The sequence below is a fragment of the Empedobacter sp. GD03739 genome (assembly GCF_029843245.1).
Classification (GTDB): Bacteria; Bacteroidota; Bacteroidia; order Flavobacteriales; family Weeksellaceae; genus Empedobacter; species Empedobacter falsenii_B.
The window spans coordinates 1-21797 of record NZ_JAOCHX010000015.1 but is presented as its reverse complement, the minus strand read 5'-3'; the positions used below and the strand labels follow the sequence as shown (position 1 = coordinate 21797).

21 protein-coding genes and 1 riboswitch are annotated in these 21797 nt (G+C 32.6%); of the genes, 5 read left to right on the top strand and 16 right to left on the bottom strand.

What is annotated here, in order from left to right; all coding sequences use genetic code 11:
- Nucleotides 1-100: 100 nt before the first annotated feature.
- Nucleotides 101-856 carry a glycerophosphodiester phosphodiesterase family protein gene (locus N5E64_RS06645; protein WP_280036535.1) on the top strand — a complete coding sequence of 252 codons (756 nt, stop codon included), beginning with the start codon at nucleotides 101-103 and terminating at the stop codon, nucleotides 854-856.
- Between the two features lie 33 nt (nucleotides 857-889).
- A complete protein-coding gene (locus tag N5E64_RS06640) occupies nucleotides 890-1372 on the top strand; it encodes a GNAT family N-acetyltransferase (protein ID WP_115001287.1) in 483 nt (160 codons plus the stop codon).
- 43 nt (nucleotides 1373-1415) lie between these two features.
- Here the strand turns inward: N5E64_RS06640 and mtgA are convergent, their stop codons facing one another.
- From mtgA to N5E64_RS06615, 5 genes are all read right to left on the bottom strand, one after another.
- Nucleotides 1416-2087: a monofunctional biosynthetic peptidoglycan transglycosylase gene (gene mtgA, locus N5E64_RS06635; RefSeq protein WP_115001288.1), complete on the bottom strand. Its 672-nt coding sequence runs from the start codon at nucleotides 2085-2087 to the stop codon at nucleotides 1416-1418.
- Nucleotides 2088-2179: 92 nt separating this feature from the next.
- Entirely contained in the window at nucleotides 2180-2695 is a 516-nt protein-coding gene (locus tag N5E64_RS06630) for a c-type cytochrome (RefSeq protein WP_280036532.1), read from the bottom strand.
- Between the two features lie 111 nt (nucleotides 2696-2806).
- Entirely contained in the window at nucleotides 2807-3721 is a 915-nt protein-coding gene (gene rlmF, locus N5E64_RS06625; protein ID WP_114999549.1) for a 23S rRNA (adenine(1618)-N(6))-methyltransferase RlmF, read from the bottom strand.
- 67 nt (nucleotides 3722-3788) lie between these two features.
- Nucleotides 3789-4046 carry a chaperone modulator CbpM gene (locus N5E64_RS06620; RefSeq protein ID WP_125349027.1) on the bottom strand — a complete coding sequence of 86 codons (258 nt, stop codon included), beginning with the start codon at nucleotides 4044-4046 and terminating at the stop codon, nucleotides 3789-3791.
- Between the two features lie 4 nt (nucleotides 4047-4050).
- Nucleotides 4051-4950, bottom strand: coding sequence for a DnaJ C-terminal domain-containing protein (locus N5E64_RS06615; RefSeq protein WP_125349026.1), 900 nt, complete (start codon nucleotides 4948-4950; stop codon nucleotides 4051-4053).
- A 208-nt stretch (nucleotides 4951-5158) separates the two neighbouring features.
- Between N5E64_RS06615 and N5E64_RS06610 the strand changes: the two genes are divergently transcribed.
- From N5E64_RS06610 to N5E64_RS06600, 3 genes are read left to right on the top strand one after another with little or no spacing between them, the layout of a single operon-like run.
- A complete protein-coding gene (locus N5E64_RS06610; protein ID WP_114999545.1) occupies nucleotides 5159-6103 on the top strand; it encodes an ADP-ribosylglycohydrolase family protein in 945 nt (314 codons plus the stop codon).
- A gap of 51 nt (nucleotides 6104-6154) precedes the next feature.
- Entirely contained in the window at nucleotides 6155-6376 is a 222-nt protein-coding gene (locus N5E64_RS06605) for a VF530 family DNA-binding protein (RefSeq protein ID WP_038332359.1), read from the top strand.
- Nucleotides 6376-6762 carry a hypothetical protein gene (locus tag N5E64_RS06600; RefSeq protein ID WP_114999543.1) on the top strand — a complete coding sequence of 129 codons (387 nt, stop codon included), beginning with the start codon at nucleotides 6376-6378 and terminating at the stop codon, nucleotides 6760-6762. Before N5E64_RS06605 ends, N5E64_RS06600 begins: the two co-directional genes overlap by 1 nt.
- Before the next feature lie 57 nt (nucleotides 6763-6819).
- Here N5E64_RS06600 and purD read toward each other — a convergent pair whose 3' ends face one another.
- The 11 genes from purD to N5E64_RS06545 all read right to left on the bottom strand — a co-directional run bounded on the left by purD (nucleotide 6820) and on the right by N5E64_RS06545 (nucleotide 21609).
- Entirely contained in the window at nucleotides 6820-8112 is a 1293-nt protein-coding gene (purD, locus tag N5E64_RS06595) for a phosphoribosylamine--glycine ligase (RefSeq protein WP_125349024.1), read from the bottom strand.
- Entirely contained in the window at nucleotides 8099-8470 is a 372-nt protein-coding gene (locus N5E64_RS06590; RefSeq protein ID WP_280036527.1) for a four helix bundle protein, read from the bottom strand. The genes purD and N5E64_RS06590 overlap by 14 nt, the downstream gene beginning before the upstream one ends.
- Before the next feature lie 57 nt (nucleotides 8471-8527).
- A complete protein-coding gene (gene purH, locus N5E64_RS06585; RefSeq protein ID WP_280036526.1) occupies nucleotides 8528-10039 on the bottom strand; it encodes a bifunctional phosphoribosylaminoimidazolecarboxamide formyltransferase/IMP cyclohydrolase in 1512 nt (503 codons plus the stop codon).
- A gap of 89 nt (nucleotides 10040-10128) precedes the next feature.
- A complete protein-coding gene (gene purN, locus N5E64_RS06580; RefSeq protein WP_038332368.1) occupies nucleotides 10129-10689 on the bottom strand; it encodes a phosphoribosylglycinamide formyltransferase in 561 nt (186 codons plus the stop codon).
- 159 nt (nucleotides 10690-10848) lie between these two features.
- Nucleotides 10849-11349, bottom strand: coding sequence for a peptidylprolyl isomerase (locus N5E64_RS06575; RefSeq protein ID WP_038332370.1), 501 nt, complete (start codon nucleotides 11347-11349; stop codon nucleotides 10849-10851).
- Nucleotides 11350-11478: 129 nt separating this feature from the next.
- The gene (locus N5E64_RS06570; RefSeq protein WP_280036522.1) at nucleotides 11479-13158 is read right to left on the bottom strand and encodes an AAA family ATPase; all 1680 of its coding nucleotides are present in this window, start codon (nucleotides 13156-13158) and stop codon (nucleotides 11479-11481) included.
- A gap of 261 nt (nucleotides 13159-13419) precedes the next feature.
- Complete coding sequence (purM, locus tag N5E64_RS06565; RefSeq protein WP_114999539.1) at nucleotides 13420-14412, bottom strand: phosphoribosylformylglycinamidine cyclo-ligase; 993 nt, start codon at nucleotides 14410-14412, stop codon at nucleotides 13420-13422.
- Between the two features lie 53 nt (nucleotides 14413-14465).
- A complete protein-coding gene (gene purF, locus N5E64_RS06560) occupies nucleotides 14466-15971 on the bottom strand; it encodes an amidophosphoribosyltransferase (RefSeq protein WP_125349020.1) in 1506 nt (501 codons plus the stop codon).
- 19 nt (nucleotides 15972-15990) lie between these two features.
- Nucleotides 15991-16713, bottom strand: a complete 723-nt coding sequence (gene purC, locus N5E64_RS06555; RefSeq protein ID WP_038332381.1) for a phosphoribosylaminoimidazolesuccinocarboxamide synthase — start codon at nucleotides 16711-16713, stop codon at nucleotides 15991-15993.
- A gap of 546 nt (nucleotides 16714-17259) precedes the next feature.
- A complete protein-coding gene (locus N5E64_RS06550; RefSeq protein WP_280036520.1) occupies nucleotides 17260-20967 on the bottom strand; it encodes a phosphoribosylformylglycinamidine synthase in 3708 nt (1235 codons plus the stop codon).
- Nucleotides 20968-21071: 104 nt separating this feature from the next.
- Nucleotides 21072-21170: riboswitch (purine riboswitch) on the bottom strand.
- Nucleotides 21171-21363: 193 nt separating this feature from the next.
- Complete coding sequence (locus N5E64_RS06545; RefSeq protein WP_038332385.1) at nucleotides 21364-21609, bottom strand: hypothetical protein; 246 nt, start codon at nucleotides 21607-21609, stop codon at nucleotides 21364-21366.
- Nucleotides 21610-21797: the final 188 nt, after the last annotated feature.

The following is a 21797-nucleotide window of genomic DNA, read 5'->3' as shown; positions in this document are numbered from 1 at the left end:
TGCTTTTCGACAGATTCTTTTATAAATTCAACTTCTTAATCTTTAGGTAACGTCAAAATCCTTTAAACAAAATAATTTTACTTCGAAAAAACAATTCATCATGAAAAAATTTATATTTACTGCCTTAACAACTTTTATGCTTACGAATATGGCAAATGCTCAAAAAATTATTGCTCATCGCGGTTATTGGGACACCGAGAATAATGCAAAAAATTCGATCAAATCTTTAAAATCTGCACAAGAAATTGGTGCTTATGGTTCTGAATTTGATGTTTTAATCAGCGCTGATGATGTTTTGATGGTAAATCATGATGATAATTTTCAAGGTCATGCAATAGAAATGACTAATTCTTCGATTTTGAAAACCTTGAAATTGGCTAACAACGAAAATATGCCAACTTTAGAAGAATATTTTGAACAAGGAAAAAAGAATAAGAAAGTTAAATTAATTTTCGAATTAAAACCTCACTCATCAAAAGAAAATGAAGATCGTGCGGTAAAAAAAGCGATTGAAATCATCAAAAAACATAAAGTAGAAAAACAAGTTGAAATCATTTCATTTAGTCAAAATATTTGTGATGAATTCAAGAAATTAGCTCCTAAATTTCACGTTTCTTATTTAGCTGGAGATTTGTCTCCTCAAGAAGTAAAAGCAAGAAATTGGAATGGAATTGATTATCATTATAGCGTTTTTCAGAAAAATCCTACTTGGGTGAAAGAAGCGAAAGATTTGGGCTTATTGGTTAATGTTTGGACAGTTAACGACCCAAAAGTGATGCAAGAAATGATTGATATGAAAGCTGATTATATTACAACTGATAAACCTTTGATTTTAAAAGAAATTTTGACTAAATAAATTAGTATATTTAGCGGAATAAGAAATCATTTTATGCCTCAACTTAACTCATTCGAAATCTATTCATTTACAACATTAAACCAAATTCATAAAGACTATATTTTTAAAATTTGGAACAATGAATATCCTATTAATCTAGCTTTTGAAAGTTTACAAGATACCGAAAATTATTTGAATAGTTTGATTGAAGCTAAACATTTTTTTGCTGTAGATGAAAACAATCAAATGCAAGCTTGGGCGGTGATTTTCGAAAGAGATTATGAAAAATGGTTTGCAATAATTGTGGATAGCGAATTGCATCAAATTGGTTTGGGACGTAAAATTCTTAATCGATTAAAAACATTTTCGACAGAACTAAATGGTTGGGTAATCGACCACGAAAAAGATACAAAAGCGAATGGAGAGCCTTATCGTTCTCCTTTGGCTTTTTACATAAAAAATGATTTCAAATTACTTCCTGAAATCCGTTTGGAATTGGATAAAATTTCTGCGGTTAAAATTAATTGGAGAGAGTAATAAAAATAAAAAAAGAGAAGCTTATTAACTTCTCTTTTCTATTTTATTCTCCTAAAACCTTTTCCAAATCAGTGCTTCCTTGTATATTTCGCATTTGTCGCTCAATATGATTGGCGCGTCTACTGATAAAAGACGAAGGCGGATTCACATTATATTTTCGTGGCAAAGGCAAAGCTGCTGCAATTCGAGCCGCTTCATTTTTAGTTAAATCTTTAGCAGGCTTATTAAAATAATATTCAGAAGCTGCTTCAACACCAAAAACACCAATTCCCATTTCAGAAGTATTCAAATACATTTCTAAAATACGTTGTTTGCCCCAAATTTTTTCGATCATAAACGTAAAATAAACTTCCAATCCTTTTCTCAACCAAGAACGACCTTGCCACAAAAACACATTTTTCGCGACTTGTTGAGAAATCGTAGAACCTCCACGAAGTTTTTTACCTTCTTTATTCTTTTCAATCGCTTCCTGTATTCCATCCATATCAAATCCATTGTGCACAGGAAATTTTTGATCTTCAGAACCAATTACAGCCAATTTTATATTTCGTCCCATTTCGTCATAGGAAATATAATCGCGCTTAAATTTTCCTTGTTCAAAACCTTGCTGAACTTGCGTAATCGTGAACGGCGGATTAATCCACTTTAACACAACAATGTATACAAGATGAGCTACAAAAAGATAAAGTATAACCTTACGAATAAATTTAAACATTTTATTTCTTTAAATTTGAAAGCAAAGTTATACGATTTATTGAATTTTGAAAATAAAAAAAGCTCCAAAAATGGAGCTTATATTTCTATTCTTTATTTTTTCTCAACTTTCGTTGAACCAGATGTGGGAGCTAATTTTTCTTTTGCAACATCTTTCACGTTTTTTAACTCAGCGTTTACAGGCTCAATCAATGATTTTGTAGGACTTTCATTTCCTCTGTGACACATTACACATGTTACAACATTGATCATTTCAGGATTTTTTGCATTTTCCCAATTGAAATTTTTCGCGTTAATATCACGTGTCATTACAATCATATGACGTGCAAATTCCTTTTCTTTTTTTGCATCACTTGCAAAATCCATCTTTTTCGTATCTGGATTTTCGGCGTGGCAAAAATTACATTTCACTCCTAAAGCAGCGTTGTATCCGCGCATCAAACCTTTCAAACTATCTTCCGAAATGTTTTGTGGTAACACTTTTAGATTTTTCCATTCTGAACTTGAAATTGCTTTTCCTGTGTCAATTTGACGAGAAGTCGTAAACGAAAAAATACTAAACATCAACGCTACAACTACCAAAGAAGCCATTATTCTATTTGTTTTCATTTGTAATAATTTTGTTTATACAAGGTAAAACAAATCTTAAACCGAATAAACCCTTCAGAAAAATTTGGAATAATTTTAAATAAAATCTTTAATTAATTAAAAATAAATCAATTAAAATCTCCAAACTAATAAACGCGAAATTTTATTCCCTTGTTGCATATTTACAATTCGGTAATCTCTTACTTTTTCGCGTTTTAAAATTCCTTCTAAAATTCGAACATTTTCTTTCTTAGAAACCAATGTTGTAAACCATTTTACTTGATGTTTATAGTCTGCACTTTCTTTTATCATTTTTGTGATAAACAGGCGCTCTCCTCCTCTACACCAAAGCTCAGAATTATTTCCACCAAAGTTTTGAATTGGTTTTTGATCAGATTTTTGACCCAAGTTTTTCAGTTTACGCATTGTTTGCTCCATCACTTCTTGATTTGATCTAAAAAATGGAGGATTACAAATTGTAATATCAAATTTTTCGCCTTGTTTGATGATATTTTTGAAAATATTGTTTGGATTAAATTGCATTCTAATCTCAACTTTGTTACGTAATCGAGCATTTTTCTTGACAATTTCTTCCGCATTTTTGAAAGAAGCATAATCCAACTCTGCACCAACAAAATTCCAATCGTATTCGTAATTTCCAATAATCGGATAAATACAATTCGCACCAACACCAACGTCCAAGACTTTTACATCTTTTCCTCGCGGAATTACTCCATCGAAACTTTCGCCCAAAATATCGGCAACGTAATGAATATAATCGGCGCGACCAGGAATTGGCGGACACAAATTATCTTTTGGCAATTCCCAATAATCGATGTCATAATATGTTTTCAACAACGCTTTGTTCAACGCTTTTACAGCTTCTCTATCCGAGAAATTAATCGTTGGTTCGTTCTCTTTATTGGGTTTGATATATTTGGAAAGTGGCGAATAAATCGCACACAATTTTTCGAAATTATAAGGCGCTAAATGACGATTGCGCGAATGTAATTTTTTTAATTTACTCTTCTTTTCGGGAGTATCCATACAAAAATATTTATGCAAAAATAAGACAACCTTTGCAGTTTTCTGCAAAGGTTGCTTTTGATTTCGATTATTTAAGTTGTTTTTGTAGAGTTTCGATTTGTTTCAAAAGATGATGAATCACTTCTAAACCTTCTAAATTAACGCCCAAATTATAATGAAATTCAATAAATCGTTCGATTAATTTCAAATCATTTTCTTCGATAAAATATTCTTGGTTACGTTCATGCAAAACAACCAAATCATTTTTGTACAAATCAATCACAAATTGAGGTTCAATCTGATGATATTTACTAAACTGAATAACAGATATCGTTACATTTTTCATGGTTTTAAGCTTTTTTAAGTGAACGTAATTTCTCGAATAATTCTTTCTCTTCTGCTGATAAATTAGTTGGAGTTTTTACAGAAAATGTCACATACAAATCTCCAAATTGATCATCTTTCTTATAAATTGGCAAACCTTTTCCTTTCAATTTTACCTTTTTATTATTTTCCGTTCCTTCTTTTATCGGAACTTTTACTTTTCCAGAAAGCGTATCAACCATTGCTTCTCCACCCAAAATTGCATCGTATAAGTCGATTTCAACAATTGTAGATAAATCTGCTCCATTAACTTCAAAAGACGTATTATTTTCGATATGAAACGTGATATACAAATCTCCATTTGGACCATTGTTATAACCTTTTCCTCCGTGACCTTTTATCTTAATCGTTTGCCCATCTTCTACTCCAGCTGGAATTGTAATTCGTATATTTTTACCATTCACAGCAAAAGTTTGTTTATGCGAAGTCAATGTATCTGTCAAATTTAGTGTCAAACTGGCATTAACATCTTGCCCTTTATAACCTGTTGATCTACTCCTTCCTTCGCGTCCAAACATCGAACTGAAAAAATCTGAATAGCCATCAAAATCACCAAAACCTTCAGCTCCATCAAAATCGCTATTACTATATTGATATTGTTGCTGTTGTTGTTGCTGACGAGCTTTTTCATATTCTTCACCATGTTGCCAATTTTCTCCATATTTATCGTATTTTTTACGTTTTTCTGGATCGCTCAACACTTCGTTTGCTTCATTTAATTCTTTAAATTTCTGTGCAGCTTCATCGTTATTTGGATTAAGATCGGGATGATACTTACGTGCCAATTTCCGATAAGCTTTTTTTATCTCATCTTGTGATGCGGTCTTTTGCAGACCTAATGTTGTATAATAATCTATAAAAGCCATAGTAATAATAAGTTTGTGTGGTAATTTAATCAAAATCAGTTCCAATTTAATCAAAACTGACAATACGACTTATACTTTTTTATCTATTTTAAACTTTTTAATATTTTATCCGAAAAAGATAAATTTATTATGATTAATTTATAAAAATTTTAAAATAATTTGGATATATTCAAAAAAATCAATTATTTTTCATTTATAAAAGAAAGTTATGAATAGAAAAAATTTTTCGAAAAATATATTAATTGGATCGGCGGTTGGTGACGCATTAGGAGTTCCAGTTGAGTTTAAAAGTAGGCAATATTTACAACAAAATCCTGTCACAGATATGATGGGTTATGGAACATACAATATGCCTCCTGGCACTTTTTCTGACGATAGTTCGATGATGTTTTGCTTGGCTGAATCGTTGTGTAATGGTTATAATGTGAATGATATTGCAGAAAAATTTCAGATGTGGATGCACGAAGGTTATTGGACGGCTGACGGAGAAGTCTTTGATGTTGGAATTTCTACACGAAAAGCAATAAATCGTTTACGAGTTGTAAAAAATCCAATTGAGGCTGGTTCTACATCCGAATCTGATAATGGAAATGGATCGTTAATGCGTATTCTTCCTTTAGCAATTTTCACGAAAGATTTATCGATTGATGAACGCTGTGAAATCGTCAAAGAAGTTTCTTCTATCACGCATGCGCACAATCGTTCTGTTTTGGCGTGTATTTATTATATTGAATTTGCGTTGAACGTTTTAGATGCCGAAAATCTAGAAGAAGCTTATCTGAACACAAATTTTTGGTTAAAATTATTCTTAGAAGAAAATGAAATTTATAAAAATGAATTTACATATTTCGAACGAATTTTAAGTGGAAAACTAATTGATTTAAAAGAAGATGAAATTAAATCAACTGGTTATGTCATGGATAGTTTAGAAGCTTCTATTTGGTGTTTGCTACATACAAGTTCGTATAAAGATTGTGTTTTGAAAGCGGTGAATTTAGGACATGATACCGATACAATTGCTTGTATTGCTGGTGGAATTGCAGGGATTTATTATGATGCAGAAACAATTCCGACCAATTGGATTGAGCAATTAGCGCGAGTGAATGATATTTTACATTTAGCAGAACAATTGGAAGAAAAATATGAATTTTAGAAAGCTTGAACTATTCTAAATTCACCAAAAACATTTTCGTAAATTTGCAAAATGGAAAGTCAAAAAAATAATCCATTACACGGAAAACGTTTAGACGATATTATCGAAGAATTAGTAATTTATTACGGCGGTTGGGAAGGTTTGGGAAATCAAATTAACATCAGATGTTTTAATGATAATCCAAGTTTGAAATCATCGTTGAAATTTCTTCGAAAAACAGATTGGGCACGTGCAAAAGTAGAAGAATTGTACATTAAGAAAATTGCAAAATAATGAGTGCAACTATTCTTGAAGAAAAGATTTTTATTGATTCTGAGCTCTTAACCAATATCGAAGAAGAAAGTCAGGTTATTATACATTGTTGTATGGCGGCAGATGAATATGCAAATGCTGCACGTATTTGGCCTTCTACTTTTATTATTGATAATCAATCAGGAAAACGTTGTCAATTGGTTTTTGCGGACGGAATTACAATGTATCCAAATTGGACGTATATCGAAGAAGGTTCGTCTCTTCATTTCACTTTAATTTTTAATGGTTTGCCAAAAAGTTGTCAATCATTTGATTTAGTCGAAATTATTCCGCAAGCTGGAGGATTTGAATATCGAAAAATAAATCGAAATAAAAGCGATGTTTATCACGTCGAATTTTCAGAATAAATTAAAAAAAATGCGTTTCATTTGAAACGCATTTTTTAATAATATAAACTGTATTTTTTATTGAATTACTCCAATATCATTTCGATAATATTCGTAATCAAAATGTACTTTTTTGATGTTTTCGTAAGCAGTTTCACGTGCTTCTTCTAATGTATTTCCTAATCCAACTATGTTGATTACGCGTCCACCAGAAGTAACAATTTGTTCACCTGATAATTTTGCACCAGCAATAAAATTAGGACAAGTTACATTTTCTAAACCACGAATCTCAAAACCTTTGTCGTAATTTCCTGGATATCCTCCCGAAACCATCACCACACAACACGCATGTTGATTTTTGAAAGTCAAGTCAAAATCTTCTCCTTTAATTGCTTTATTTACAACCTCAGCCAAATCATTTTCTAACAAAGGTAAAGTTGTTTGCGTTTCTGGATCGCCCATTCTTAGGTTATATTCCAACAAATAAACACCTTTTGTTGTAATCATCAATCCAAAGAAAATAACACCAGCAAACTCTGATCTTTCCTTAATTAAACCACATTTTGTTGGCTCCATAATTTCTTCTTCGAACATTTTGAAATGCTCTTCCGTAAACAATGGATTTGGAGCGATAACGCCCATTCCACCAGTATTAAGACCAGTTTCTCCTTCACCAATTTTCTTGTGATCTTTTGCCGAAACAAATGGAACGATTTTTTTCCCGTTAAAGAAAGACAAAATAGAGGCTTCAAAACCTTCTAAATATTCTTCAATAACCACTTCGTTTCCTGCATCACCAAAGGTTTTATCTTCCATGATATCCAAAACAGCTTGTTTTGCTTCTTCAAAATCTTGGCAGATAATAACTCCTTTTCCAGCCGCTAAACCAGAGGCTTTCACTACAATTGGATAATCTTGTGTTTTCAAATAATCAATCGCCAACATTGGTCCTTGAAAATTTTTATATTTTGCTGTTTTCACACCATATTTATCCATAAAATCCTTCGCAAAAGCTTTAGAAGCTTCTAATTGCGCAGCTGCTTTATGAGGTCCAAAAACATTTAAATTCTCTTTCTGAAAAATATCAACGATACCTTCTGCTAATTCAGCTTCTGGTCCAACAAAAGTTAAATCGATTTGATTTTCTTTCGCGAAATTTTTCATTTCTTCAATCGAAGAAACTGAAACGTTTGTTCCGATTTGAGCTGTTCCTGCATTTCCTGGAATAAAAAACAATTCTAAATCTTGTCCTTTTTGCTTGAAATCTTCAGCAAACTTCCATCCTATTGCATGTTCACGACCACCTGAACCGATTACTAAGATGCGAGTTGCGGTTTGCGATTCGCGGTTTGCGCTATTATTTTGTTCCATTGTTTTTCTTTGTTAAATAGTTTTGAAAATTTTGATTCATTCTACAATAATGATCAATTAATTCTAAAGCTTCATTTAATTCTGCCTCTGTTATATAATTCAACTCAAAAGCTATTATTAATTGAGCTTCAACTTCAAAAGCAGAACCTTTTGAAATAGATAGAAAATTAATCATTTGCTGATTTGAATTTCTTCCAGAACCTTCCGCGATATTTGAAAGAATTGAAACAACGGCTCTTTTTATTTGAACAGTTAATCCATATTTTTCTGATTCTGGAAATTTATTCGAAAGATCGTAAACCAATCTCAAAATCTCCAAACTTTTTTGCCATATGTCTAAATTTCTATAACTTCTCATTTACACTAAGTTAATCTTAAATTCCAACATCGCAAAACGAATATCGCATATCGAATTTTAGTGCATAAAATGTCTCATTCCTGTGAAAACCATCGGAATTTCGCGTTCATTACAAGCATCGATAGACTCTTGATCTTTGATTGATCCTCCTGGTTGAATAATTGCTTTAATTCCATTTTCTGCTGCAAAATCAGCTACATCACGGAAAGGGAAAAATGCATCTGAAGCTAAAACTAAATCATCTTCCACTTTTTCTTTTGCACGTGCAATCGCTTGTTGAGCCGCCCAAATACGATTCGTTTGACCTCCACCGATTCCGTAAGCTTGACCATTTGTCGCTACAACAATCGCGTTAGATTTTACCCATTTTACAATTTTTTGAGCAAAAACTAAATCAGTCATTTGACGATCTGTTGGTTGAGCTTCTGTTACAACTTTAAGATCTGTTGAAAACTGATTATCTGTAGACTGAACAATTAATCCTCCATCAACTTTTACGTAAGTTACTTTATCCGACACAGGATTCTTCACTTTGATGATACGTAAATTTTTCTTTTGTTTAAAAATTTCTAACGCTTCTTCTGTAAATGAAGGTGCAATTACAATTTCTAAGAAAATTTTATTTAATTCAACCGCAGTTTTTCCATCAACTTCTCTATTGAAAGCGATGATTCCACCGAAAATTGACATTGGATCACATTCATACGCTTTTTCATAAGCTTCTAAAACATTCTCTCCAATTGCCACTCCACAAGGCGTTGAATGTTTCACTGCACAACAAGTTGTTTCCTCAAATTCTGAAACCACTTTATAAGCCAAATCCATATCACGAATATTGTTGAAAGAAAGTTCTTTTCCTTGTAAATATTCGAAATCTTTCATTGCGCCATTTTTCGTTTTATCAACATAATAAGCTGCTTTTTGATGTGGATTTTCTCCATAACGTAAATCCATCACTTTCTCGTAAGAAGACTCTAAAAATTGAGGAAAATCTTCTCCTAAAATGTAAGTAGAAATCGCCGCATCATAAGCAGAAGTTAAGTTGAATACTTTACCAGCACATAATTTACGCGTTTCGATAGAAGTTGAACCATTCTCACGAATTTCATTCATCACTACTTCATAATCATTCACATCCGTTACAACTGTTACATCATAAAAATTCTTTGCAGAAGAACGTAACATTGATGGACCACCGATATCAATAAATTCAATCATTTCCGCTTCAGAAAGACCTGTATTCATCTTTTCGAAGAAAGGATAAAGATTTACAATAACGATATCAATTGGGTTAATTCCATGTTCCGCAATTGTTGCCATATGATTTTCGTCCGAACGACGCGCCATAATACCACCATGAATTGCAGGATGTAAAGATTTTACGCGACCATCTAAAATCTCAGGAAAACCAGTTACATCTTTTACTTCTGTAACTTCGATTCCGTTGTCTTGTAAATGTTTGAATGTTCCTCCAGTTGATAAGATTTTGTAATCTTGTTCAACCAAGAATTTTGCAAATTCTAACAAGTTCGACTTGTCCGAAACACTTATTAGCGCTTGTTTTTGCATTGTGTTTAGTTTTTAAAGTTTATTGTTTGTTTACTATTTTATTGGAAATGAAAAACCTCAATGTACACAACATTGAGGCATTCTATATTTTATGCTTCGCTGATTTGCTTGATTGCCTTAATGTAGATTTCACTTTCTACCTCAGCAACTTTACGCTGTAAATCTGCTACTTCATCACCTTCTTCAATTTCAAAAATTCCTTGACAAATAATTTGTCCTTCGTCTACACCAGCCGTTACAAAATGTACAGTTGCTCCTGATGTTTTTTCACCAGCTTCTAAAACTGCTTTGTGAACTTTCGCGCCATACATTCCTTTTCCACCAAATTTTGGTAATAATGCAGGATGAATATTAATCATTTTCGAGCCCCATTTCGAGGTAAATTCTGGAGATAATATGGTTAAAAAACCTGCCAAAACAATTAAGTCGATTTCTTCTCCTTCTAAATTATGTTCAGCATCTTCCGAAAAAGTTTTTCGGTCTAAGACATACGTTCGGATATCTTTATCCAACGATCGTTCTATTGCATAACAATCTCGGTCTGCCATTACCATCGAAATCTCGACATTTGGTAACGTTCCGTCTTCAACTGCATCAATAATATTTTGAAGATTTGTTCCGCCACCGGAAACAAATACAGCTATTTTCATGTTTGTTTGTAAGTAATCTTGTTTGTTTTACAAAGATAAGATTTTAGTTGATGCAAGTCGAAAAATATAACGTGGATTTAATCTATTTATTAATGATTTATTCACAATTAAAAACAAGAAAGGCTATCTCAAATTGAAATAGCCTTTTGAAAATATTTTTTAGTGCCCTTGAGTTCCGTCAACTCCATGTGCGTGTCCGTGAGATAATTCTTCCTCAGTTGCTGGACGAACATTAAGAATTTCAACTTCAAATTCTAATGTTTTTCCTGCCATTGGAGGATTCAAATCTGCAATTACAGCCTCTTCTGTCACTTCTACAACTGAAGCACGGAATTGATTTCCTGCATCATCAGTCAAAGGTAAAATTGCTCCAACTGGTGGCAATCCAGATTCTTTGAACATATCTAAAGGTAATTGAGCAACAGCTTCTTCTACTCTTTCACCGTATCCTTCTGCTGGAGTAATTACGAATGATTTTTTATCACCAATTGTTAATTCTTTTAATTCTTCTTCAAATTTTGGAATCATCATTCCAGCTCCAAATAAAAAAGTTAATGGCTCTTCTGTATTTGATTGTTCTACAAATACTTTTTCACCATTCGCTTCGATGGTATGTAATGAGTAGTTTACTGAAACTACATTATTGTTTTCTATTGACATAAATTGTAAATTATGGATGCTTTTAAAAAGCGTTCATTTTTAATACTTATCTTTTAACAACAACTATTCCTTTCGAATAATTTGACCAATTTTGTCAGTTATTTAGATTTTTGAACTGACAATTTTTATTTAATCTATAAAAAGTAATGCTTTTTTGATGTCTTCATAACCAATTTCACCATTGAAATAATCATAAATTGGTTTTAAAACTTTATTCTCTTCAAATTCGATTTCACTATACGCTAATCGAACTTTATCAATAATTTTATCAGAAGGTTTAAATTTTGAATAATCCAAATCAGGCTCACTTTCTTTGATTTTACCAATATGATCGACAATTGCTGAAGTAGTTAAACCTCTTTTCTCTGCGATTTGATCCAAAGACAAACCTTCTTTCACATATTCTAATGTAATTTCGTAAGTCGATTTCTTTTGTCCTTTTTCTTTGGTTTTATTCTTTTCGATATTTTTTGCAATTTGTTTTTTATCCAAAGTTCCACCAGAATATCGGATAAAAGCAGCCCAAGAGTTTTGCAATTCTTTTTCATCTAGAAACTCATCCATTTCATTCGATAAAACCTGAAAACGTCTATCTGCCTTCATTGCAAGTGAATCAATTTCTAAAGCTGTTTGATTCAATCCGTGTAACATCAACGAATTTAAATCTCGTAAACGTGAAAGTGCAACATACCCTTGTCCTTTTTCGAACGCTTTTGATAGATCTATAAACGCAGAATCTAACGTCATTCCTTGCGATTTATGAATTGTAATCGCCCAAGCCAAACGCAGCGGAACTTGTGTGAATGAAGCCAATGCTTTTCCGCTTTCGTCCTCTATTGCCCACGTTTCTGGTTTTGCAACGTAAAATTCTCCATCTAATGTTTTGATAATTGGCTCATCTTTTTCAGTATACCCCGAAACATTTCCAAGCGTTCCGTTTACAAAACCAACTTCGAAATTGTTACGAACAAACATCACTTTCGCTCCTATCTTCAATTCTAAAACTTCTTCTGCTAAAACAGATTTTTTAAGAACCTCAACCAAAGCTGGATTTCCCGCAACTTTTGCTTCAAATGTTTTGGAAGAAGAATCAATATTAATCAATTGACCTTTATTAATTCGGTCCACATCCATATTATGTGTATACAAACGAGTTTGTGAATCTATTTCATCTGGAAAATATTCGATTCGAGTTTCTAATAAATCAACTGTTTTTTGCGAAATATTCCCCGAACGAATTTCATTCAAAATATCATTCAATGCATTATTTGTTTGACGATATTGCTCTGTCAAATAACAAATATGCACTTTTGCTTGAACCCAAGCATCGGACATAAAACAGAATTTATCTTTCGATTCTTCCCACTCTTCACCAATCGGCGGTAACTGAAAAAAATCTCCCGAAAAAATTACTTGAACACCTCCAAAAGGTTCATCGTTTTGTTTAAAAAACTTCAAAACATAATCAACCGCATCCAACTGATTTCGGTGCAGCATCGAGATTTCATCAATAATTAAGACTTTTACTTTGTCCATTTTATCTCGGAAATATTTCTTGTCGCGAAGCGAAGCCAAATATCGATCAGAAACATAATCTTTTATTCCAATTCCAGCCCAAGAATGTATCGTTTGACCATTCATGTGCGTCGCAGCAATTCCCGTAGAAGCCGTTATAGCAACAGGAACGCCATGTTGTTTAAGATATTGAATGTATTGATTTAACACATAAGTTTTTCCGGCACCCGCAGAACCTGTTAAAAATACATTTCGACCAGATTTTAGAATTGCCAAAGCCTTTGATTGTTGCATAACTTATGAGTGAATTTGGAGTTTTTTGAATGAAATGCAAAGATACGAAGATTGAATGAGGTGAGGAAATGCTTAATAAATTAAAAAAAAGAAAATGAATTAACTTTAAAAGCTATTGTATTTTAATTAAGCTTTTTTATTTAAGAAAAATAACTACAAAATTTTATAACAAGGATCAATCTTAATCAAAAACAAATAACCCCAAAAAATAAAAAAACCGGATAAGAAATCTTATCCGGCTTTTTTAAACTATTTAATCTACTATTTCAATATAATTTTGTCAGCACCTTCTTGAATTTCTCCAATCAACGCACTTCCATCAATAATATTCAATACTTTTTCAGCATCAGTTTGGTCAACGATGACAACCATTCCAACACCCATATTAAATGTTCCAAACATTTCGTTTTCTGCAATTCCTCCGCGTTTAGCTAATTCTTGCATCACTGTTGGTACATTTATTTTTGCTTTTTCTATTACAGCAGTTAATCCGTCATTTATAATACGAGGAACATTCTCGATTAATCCACCTCCTGTAATATGAGCAATTCCAGACATTTCGATTCCAGCATCTTTGATTTTGAAAATATCATTTTGATATAATTTTGTTGGAACTAATAATGTTTCGAACAAAGGTTTACCTTCAAATTCTTCGTTAAAATCTGGGAAAACTTTACGAACCAAAGAGAATCCATTCGAATGGAAACCACTTGATGGTAACGCAATAATTACTTGTCCAGCTTTTATTTTAGAACCATCGATAATTTCATCTCGTTCTACTACTCCAACACAAAATCCTGCAACATCATAATCACCAACTTGGTACATTCCTGGCATTTCTGCTGTTTCTCCACCAATTAATGCTGTTCCAGTTTCTTTACACGCTTGTGCAATTCCACCTACAATTTCTGCTGCGATATCAGAATCTAATTTTCCACAAGCTAAATAATCTAAGAAAAATAATGGTTTTGCTCCATGACACAAAATATCATTTGCACACATCGCGAAACAATCAATCCCAACTGTATCGTAAACTTTAGAATCTAAAGCCACACGTAGTTTAGTTCCTACACCATCGGTTCCTGATACCAAAACAGGATTTTTGTAACCTCCTAATTGGTAAAATGCACCAAAACTTCCAATTCCATTCAACACGTTTGAATTGTGTGTTGCTGCAACTGCATCTTTAATTTTCGATACCGTTTGATAACCTTCTTCCTTATCTACTCCGGCTTGTTTATATGTATTGCTCATTTTAATTATGATTTAGTTTTTCGAAATACGAGATTCGAAATTCGTATAACTTATTAATCTATATGCAAAGGTTTTACCTCTTTACATTCTTCATTAGAATAATTTACGGGATATTTTTCTGTAAAACATCCAAAACAATGTTCTTTACTTCCTAATAAATCAATCAGATTATCAACTGTTAAGAAATCTAACGAATCGACATTCAAATAATCTTCAACCTCTTTAATTGACTTATTTCCTGAAATTAAATCTGCTTTAGAAGGCATATCAATTCCTAAATAACAAGGTGCAATAATTGGAGGCGAAGCAGAACGGAAATGAATTTCTTTTGCTCCTGCTTCTTTTAAGATTTTGATTAAAAGTTTCGAAGTTGTTCCACGTACAATCGAATCATCTAAAACAACCAAACGTTTTCCTTTGATTTTATTTTTGATGGGATTCAATTTTAAGTTGACCACACGTTCACGCATTTCTTGTGAAGGAACGATAAACGAACGCGACATATAACGATTCTTAATCAAAATTGGTTCGTAAGGAATACCCGAAGCTTCTGAATAACCAATTGCAGACGGGATCCCAGAATCTGGAACACCAATTACAATATCGGCAGCAACAGGAGATTGTTCGTATAATTTTCGACCAGATTCTACACGTAAATCGTAGATTTCATTTCCTTCGATATTCGAGTCAGGACGTGCAAAATAAATGTACTCAAAAGCACAAATATTACGCTGCGTTGGTTGATTTAATGAATAAGATTTCAAACCTTGTTCATTTACAACAATCAATTCACCTGGCTCTACATCACGGATAAATTCAGCTCCGACAGCGTCTAATGCACATGTTTCTGAACAGAAAACATAGGCATCGTCCAATTTTCCTAAACATAAAGGACGAATACCATTTGGATCGCGAAAAGCTGCCATTTGATTATTCGCTAATAACAAAACCGAATAAGCTCCTTTTACCTTTTCTGTACCTTTCTGTATAGCTTCTACAATATCTAAATGCGAATATTTTTGAATAGAACGTAATAAAACCTCCGTATCCGAAGTTGCTAAAAATGGTAAACCTTCTGCTTCTAATTCAGCTCTTAATGCTTCAACTTCAATTAAATTTCCGTTATGAGCAATAGAGAAATGAGGTTTTCCATAAATATTGTACGTGTAAAGTGGCTGAATGTTACGACGACTTCCACCTCCAGCAGTTGTGTAGCGTGTATGTCCAATCGCAGCATTTCCTTGGTATTCTTCAATCTCGGCTTCCATTGTTTTGAAAACGTCTAATACCAATCCTGTTTTTTTCACCGTTTTAATGTTTCCATCTTTCAAGAAAGAAACACCACACGCTTCCTGTCCACGGTGTTGAAGCGCAAATAAACCAAACTGTGCAATAGAATATGTGTTGATATTATTTGGCGAATAAACCCCAAAAACACCACATTCTTCGTTTACACTATCCACAGTATCGGCTGCATATTTTTTTAATAAATTTCTTTCGTAGAAATTCGTTAAATATTCAGCTTTTAATTGGCTTTTATGTAATTTTTTATCAATCATTATAGAATGAAAAAAATGTTTATTTTAAAACTTCTGTCAAACGATTATATACTTCGTGATAAGCTTCTGAAACATCACCTAAATCACGACGAAAACGGTCTTTATCTAATTTTTTTCCTGTTTCAACATCCCATAAACGACATGTGTCTGGAGAAATTTCGTCAGCTAAAATGATATTACCATCAACATCTTTACCAAATTCAATTTTAAAATCAGCTAAAATTAATCCAGCTTTTAAGAACAATTCTTTCAACGCTTCGTTAATTACTTCTGTTTGTGTGTACATTTCATCTAACTCATCATATGTTGCAGCTCCTAATAAAACCGCATGATGATCGTTGATTAATGGATCTCCTAATTCATCTTTTTTGTAACAGATATCAAAAATTGTAACTGGAGATTTCGCTCCTTCTTCTAATCCTAAACGTTGAGCCATAGACCCAGCTACATAGTTGCGCACAACCATTTCAATTGGAATAATTGATACTTTTTTCACCAATTGCTCACGATCATTCAACTGCTCGATGAAATGAGTTTTAACTCCTTTTTCAATCAAATAGTTGAAAATTAAAGTCGAAATTTTGTTGTTCATTTCTCCTTTGTCCTCAACAGTTCCGCGCTTTTGTGCATTAAATGCAGTTGCGTCATCTTTGTAATAAACAATTACTTTGTCTGCTTCCTCTGTTGAGTAAACTTGTTTTGCTTTCCCTTCGTAAATGAAGTCTTTTTTTGTTAAGCTCATCGTTGTTGTTTGTTTTTTCGAAGCTCGATTTTCGAAATTCAAAGTTATAATTCATCTAACTTCTAGTTTCTTATTTCTAACTTCATTACATCGTTTTTTTGTTTTGTTTGAAATGAAAAAGTCCACTTCGTGTTTGTTGTTTGTTTTGAAAATTAACTTGTTCAAGGTTAACTTTCGAGATTAATTTCGATTGGTTCAGGATCGAAATTGGTATTAGTTTGTTGTTTGTTTCTTTTTTTAGTATTTAGATGTTAGATATTTAATATTTAGATTTTTTTTCTTCTACCTTATTTCTAACTTCAAAATTCCTTATTTTATTTTCAATGTCAAGCTGAATTCAGTTCAGCTTCTCACTTTTTTAAGATGAGTTCCTGAAACAAGTTCAGGATGACTCAAACTTTATTCTTCAATTGTCATTCTGAATGAAGCCTTGGCGTAATGAAAAATCTTTTTAGATTCCTCAACAAACTCTAAATGACATTTTTTATTTAATTTTTAGAAGTTAAATTTTCTCATATCTAACTTCTAATATCTCATATCTATAATCTACCCTCTAAAATACTCCACCGCATTTTTGAAGATATTCATATATCCATTTCCTGGAATGTTCTTGAATAATCCTTCTTCGTAACGCTCTGGATGTCCCATTCGTCCGTAAACTTTTCCACAAGGCGATACAATTCCTTCTACCGCAAACGTAGATCCATTTGGATTATAAGGCATTTTTCCAGCTAATTTTCCATCCAAATCTACAAACTGAGTTGCGATTTGTCCTTTATCAATTAACTTTTCTAATTCAACCTCATTTGCTACGAAACGACCTTCTCCATGCGAAAATGGAATCCAGAATTCTTGACCTTCCATTCCTTTTAACCAAGGTGAGTGCGATTTATTCACTCTCACTTTCGCTAATTGTGTAATGTGACGACCAATTTCATTGAACGTTAATGTTGGTGTATCTTCTTCTAAATCTTGAATACGTCCATAAGGCAATAATCCTGATTTAATCAATGCTTGAAAACCATTACAGATTCCTAAAACCAAACCATCGCGCTCTAATAAATTGTGAATTGCATTTTTGATTTTCTCATTGCGTAAAACCGTTGCAATAAATTTACCTGATCCATCTGGCTCATCAGCAGCTGAAAAACCTCCTGGTACAAAGAAAATATTGGCTTGATTGATTTCATTTACAAAAGCATCAACTGATTCTTCAACATCTTGTTGTGTTAAATTACGGAAAGGCAAAGTCGAAACGATTGCTCCTTCTCTACGGAACGCTTTTGCTGAATCATATTCTGAATTTGTTCCTGGGAAAATTGGAATGAAAACTTTTGGGTTTTCTACTTTATGATCGGCGAAGGCAAAACAAATTTGTTCTGCTTTTAAATCTTTTTCCTCAACAACAGTTTCAGTAGTTGATTTATATGGAAACAATGAATTGAATGTTTCTTTCCATTGTTGTTTTAATTCAATCAAATTAATTTCTTCTCCATTAAAGTTGAACGAAGTTGAATCATTTGTCTGACCTAAAACATGATAATTTTGAGCGATTTCAGCAGGAATATTTAAATCATCTGAATGTTCAATTACAATCGAAGCTGGATAATATTTTGCTACATCTAAATCAGTTTTGATTTCAAATCCGATTTCATTACCAAAAGCCATATTCGCTACAGTTTCTGCAATTCCACCAAATTTAACCGTCATCATTGATTTTACATCAGCATTAATTGTTCCGATAAAATCAAAAATAGCTTTTGTATTTGCTTCGTCGATTAAATAATCTTCTGTTAATGTTGGAATAAAAACTGAAAGTTTAGAATTCTTTTCAACTAAAGTTCCTTGTACAATTTTTTCAGCCAAAGAAGGCGCAACTGCAAAAGAAATCAACGTTGGCGGAACATCAATATCTTGGTAAGAACCAGACATCGAATCTTTACCTCCAATTGCAGGAATTCCGAACTGTTTTTGTGCTTCAATCGTTCCTAATAAAGCCGCAAATGGTTTTCCCCAACGCGTAGCTTCATCACGTAATTTTTCAAAATATTCTTGAAAAGTTAAACGAATATCAGCGTAATTTCCACCAGCAGCAACAATTTTTGTCATCGAATCAATTACCGCAAAATAAGCTCCGTGATAATTTGACCAACGAGAAATTGTAGGATTGTAACCAAATGAAGCAATAGAAACTGCATTTGTAAATCCGTCTGTTGGGAATTTTTGTACCGAAACATCTTCTGGTGTATCCATTGTTTGTCCACCAAAAGCATTCAAAATAGTAGAACGTCCAACGTTATTGTCAAACATTTCTACCATACCTTTTTGCGACGCATGATTTAACTCTTGCATCATTGCAATAAACGCTTCTTTATTGAAGGCTTTATTCTCAAAAGGATTTGTATATTCTTCGTCCGTAACTTCGATTTTAGCTTGTTTACGAACGCCATTTGTATCTAAAAATTTACGGTCTAATTCAACAATTTTTGTTCCTTTCCAAACCAAAGTCATTGTATCATCTCCCGTTACCTCAGCAACACAAGTCGCATCAAGATTTTCTTCTTTTGCTAATGAGATAAATGTTTCCACATCTTTAGCCTCAACCGCAACAGCCATACGTTCCTGAGATTCAGAAATCGCTAATTCTGTTCCGTTTAATCCAGCATATTTCAATGGAACTAAATCTAAATTAACATTAATTCCGCGTGCAATTTCACCAATTGCAACAGAAACACCTCCTGCTCCAAAGTCATTACATTTTTTGATTAATGCTAAAACATCTGGATTACGGAATAAACGTTGAATTTTACGTTCAACAATTGCATTTCCTTTTTGAACTTCTGCTGATAAATCGTCTAATTTAAGACCATCGTGTGTTTTAGATGAACCAGAAGCTCCTCCTACTCCATCACGACCTGTTGCTCCTCCTAATAAAATAATTCGGTCACCTGCAACGGGTTCTTCACGACGAACATATTCTTTTTTTACAGCTCCAGCCACAAAACCAACTTCCATGCGTTTTGCTTTGTACCCTTCGTCATAAATTTCTTTCACAAAAGTTGTCGCTAAACCAATTTGATTTCCATAAGAACTGTATCCGTTTGCTGCTTCTTTAGAGATTTTACGTTGTGGTAATTTACCTGGTAACGTATCTTCAATTTTTTCTAAAGGATTTGCAGCTCCTGTAATACGCATCGCTTGGAAAACGTAAGAACGTCCACTCAAAGGGTCGCGTATTGCTCCACCAACACATGTCGAAGCTCCACCAAATGGTTCCACTTCTGTTGGGTGATTATGTGTTTCGTTTTTGAATTGTAATAACCATTCTTCCTCAACACCATCTACATCGATTGGAACGACAATAGAACATGCGTTAATTTCTTCAGAAACATCAATATTTTTCACAACTCCTGTACGAGAAAGATATTTTCCCATCACAGTTGCTAAATCCATCAAACGAATTGGTTTAGTTATTCCTAATTCTTGACGAACTTGTTGGTAATAATCGAATGTTTTTTGAAGTGTTTCGTTAAATTTAGAATTAAATTGAACATCTGTAATCTCCGTCTCAAAAGTTGTATGACGACAGTGATCAGACCAATAAGTATCTAAAACTTTTAACTCAGTTTCGGTTGGATTACGATTGATTGATTTGAAATAGTCTTGAATAAAAACTAAATCATCCATCTCTAACGATAATCCGAATTGGTTGTAAATGTCTTGTAGTTTATTTTCGTCAGCAGAAATAAAACCTTCAATAATTGGAACTTCAGTAGCTTCTGGATTTGCTGGAATTTCCATTTTAGAAAGATCTTTCTCGCGCGACTCAATTGGATTGATTAAGTAATCTTTTACTTTCTTTAAATCTTCCGCAGACAAATCATCATTGAAAACATATAATAAACCAGATTTTACGGTTACATTTTCAACATTCATCAACACTAAACATTGTTCCGAAGAATCATCGCGTTGATTGTATTGACCAGGTAAAAATTCGGTTGCAAAATAGTTTTTAGAATAAGGAATGCTTTCGTTAACTGCGTCTTCTACGTATTTGAAAACAATGTCTGTCACAGGATCGACAAACACCTTATTTTGAACCTCTTGTAATTGGCTTTCTTCTATATTAAATAGATCATAAATAACAAAAACCTTGCACACAATTGTAGGTACAAGGTTTTTGAGTTCTATTGTAGTCTTCTGACTGATAACGTCAAAATTCGATTTCTTCTGAATGAAAAGTCTGTGGTTCATTGTATTGTTTGCTGTACTATTTGGTTTAATGTGTTTAAACCATTTGTATCATCTACATCAACAAACAAACTATTTTCTAACAAGAGTGGTTCAAGACTCATTTTGTAGAAAAAAAATTCATTTGTAGTGGCAATTTTTTATGGTCTGCCGTAGAGACGCTCAACCTTATTATGAGCTATACAAATGTTGTAAACTTTAAAAACTAAATCACCTTTAAAAGTGAACTGCAAAATTAAACATTTTAATTAGTAAAATCAAATCTAAATCAACAATATTTTATTTAATTTTTTGGTTAAATATTTTTCTTAAAATTTAAGCATGATTATCAATCAAATGTCCCATTTTGACACAAAAAAATCCTTATCAAAATTGATAAGGATTTTTCGTTTTACGTAATTATCTTGTAATTGTCAAATCGTATTCGTTGTCTGATTCATCATATTTATATGATAATTTCATATTGAAATCTTGCATAAACTTTTTGCAAAACGTTTCTATATTTAATGAATCTGGAAAAGTAGCTTTGTTAACTGTCATAAACAAAGTTGTCCAACTTGTATTGTCTTTAAAAATTGTAGAGAATCTTTTCTCCCAATATGTTAAAAACTTTTCTTCTTTTTCATTGATTAATATCTCTTCCATTATACCTACTTTATAAACCAATTACAAATTTACAACTATTTCTAATCAAAACCATTTTTTCACGAATTATTAACGTTTTCTGCTTCTATCTTTCATTCAAGAATCGCAAACTTAAGATTCGCTTAAGATTCACTTTCCCATGTTAATAATCTATTAAATATCAAGACATTTGAACAATAATTCAAAAA